This window comes from Streptomyces sp. adm13(2018), assembly GCF_008042145.1.
Lineage (GTDB): Bacteria > Actinomycetota > Actinomycetes > Streptomycetales > Streptomycetaceae > Streptomyces.
On record NZ_RDBH01000154.1, the window covers coordinates 1 to 2,040 of the forward strand.

Consider the following 2,040-nt stretch of genomic DNA (forward strand, 5'->3'; position numbering starts at 1 on the left):
GTCGTGGGGCGTTCGAACTGGCGGGCCTGGAGTTCGTACGCCTCCCTGAACGCCCCCGTCCCGGTGGCCGGGTCCATCAGTTCGGCGAAGGTGCCGTGCTCGGCGACCCGGCCCTCGTCGAGGACGTAGATCATGTCGGCGTGCCGCGCGCTCGCCAGGCGGTGGGTGATCAGGACGGTCGTCTGGCCCTTGTCGGCCAGCTGGTGGATCTGGTCGAAGATCCGCTGCTCGGCGGCCGCGTCCAGGGCGCTGGTGGGCTCGTCGACGACCAGGACCGCGCCGTCGCGGTGCCGCGCCCTGGCCAGCCCGAACTTCTGCCACTGGCCGCCGGAGATCTCCTGCCCGCCCTTGTAGCCGCGGGCCAGGAGGGAGTCCCAGCGGCGCGGCAGCCCCGTGATGACCGCGTCCGCCCCCGAGTACGCCGCCGCCGGCGCGACCGCCGCGTCGTCCATGGCGTCCGACGTACGCCCGATGCCGACGTTGACGCGAGCCGTGAACGGCCACCGGAAGAAGTCCTGGGCGACCATCGCCACGCGCGCGAAGACCTGCGCCCGGTCGGCCTCCGCGGTGCTCACCCCGCCCCAGAGGACCCGTCCGCTGTCCGGGAGCCGTGCGCCGCTGAGCAGGCTGATCAGGGTGGACTTCCCGGCACCGTTGCTCCCGACGAGGGCGACCGTACGACCCCGGGGAATCACCAGGTCGACCTCGGTGAGCGAGGGCCTGTCCTTGCCCGGGTACGTGAAGGTGACGCGTTCGAACCGGATCTCGTCCACCTCCTCGGGCAGGTCGCGCCCGCCGGTGGGAATCGCGCGCCGGACGGCCTCCGTGCACAGCGTCTCCAGGTCGGCGACGAACAGCGCCTCCTCCTGCACGTCCGTGACGCGCAGGACGAGGTCGGTGATGCCGGCGGAGCCGGTGCGGATCGCCAGGACCGCCGTGCCGGCCACCGCGAGGTCCATGCGTCCGTGCCACAGCAGCAGCCCGAGGACGCCGTAGGTGGCGACGGTCGCGACGCCGCGCGCCGAGTCCGCCAGTACGTCGGTCCGCGCCCCGGTCCAGGCCAGCCGCGTCTGCTCGCGCTCGCTGGTCCGCGCCATCTCCCGGAAGTGCGTGAGGAGGAACGGAGCCACGTCGTGCACGCGGATCTCGGCCGCCGCCCGCTGGTCGATCAGGAGCTGGCTGATCAGCTTCGCGGCCCGGACGTGCTGGACGAAACGGTGCCAGCTGACGTACCGGTGCCGGGCCATGGTGAGCGAACCCCACGCGCTGGGGAGCGCCATGAACACCAGCAGCGGCAACAGCGCCCAGTGCAGCACCGCGAGGACGCCCGCGGCGGCGGTCAGGGAGATGGCCGAGGTGACCACGGCGGTGCAGTAGCCGACCATCCGCCGGGCCGAATCGGCGCCCCACTGCGCCGAGTCCATCAGCTTGTGGAAGGCGTCGTCCTCGATGGCCTCCAGCTCCACCCGGGCCACCAGCCCGAGATAACGTTCGGTCGCCACCCGCTGCGCCTTCGGCTCCAGGATGCCGATGGCGGCGGCCGAGGCGGACTTGCAGGCCGAGCCGACCACCGCGAGCACGGCGACCAGCCCGAGCGACGGGAGCGCCGCACGGAGCCTTCCGGTGATGTCGCCGGACGCGAGCAGCTCCACGAGCAGGGAGTTGACGGCGATCAGGGAGACGGCCCGGGTGATGCCGCGGGCGACCTCGCAGACGGCGACCGTCGCGAACGCCCGCTGGTCGGCCTCCCGGGCCAGTCGGATCGCGACCGCGACCTGCCGCGGCAGCGCGGCGGCCATCTGCCGCAGCCCGAGCTTCAGCCAGGCGCCGTCGTGGCTGCCCCAGCCGAACTCATAGGTCAGTTCACCACCGAAGAGCAACTGCTCAGAGGGAGAAGGGCCGTCCGCCGAGGCGGGCGCGTCGCCCGTGCCGTCGGTCATCCCCACCACCTCGCGCCCGGTCGGGCCGTACGGGAGACGCGAGCGGTGCGGCGGGGGAGCACCGGCCCGGTCGACGGCCGGGCGGGCACGGGTTCGGCGG

The 2,040-nt window shown here is 73.3% G+C and carries 1 protein-coding gene; it reads right to left on the bottom strand.

Features of this window, described 5'->3' with window-relative positions; translation table 11 throughout:
• A partial coding sequence (locus EAO70_RS34910) for an ATP-binding cassette domain-containing protein (protein ID WP_148006832.1) occupies window positions 1-1,940 on the bottom strand: 1,940 nt, incomplete at its 3' end.
• Between the last annotated feature and the right edge of the window lie 100 nt (window positions 1,941-2,040).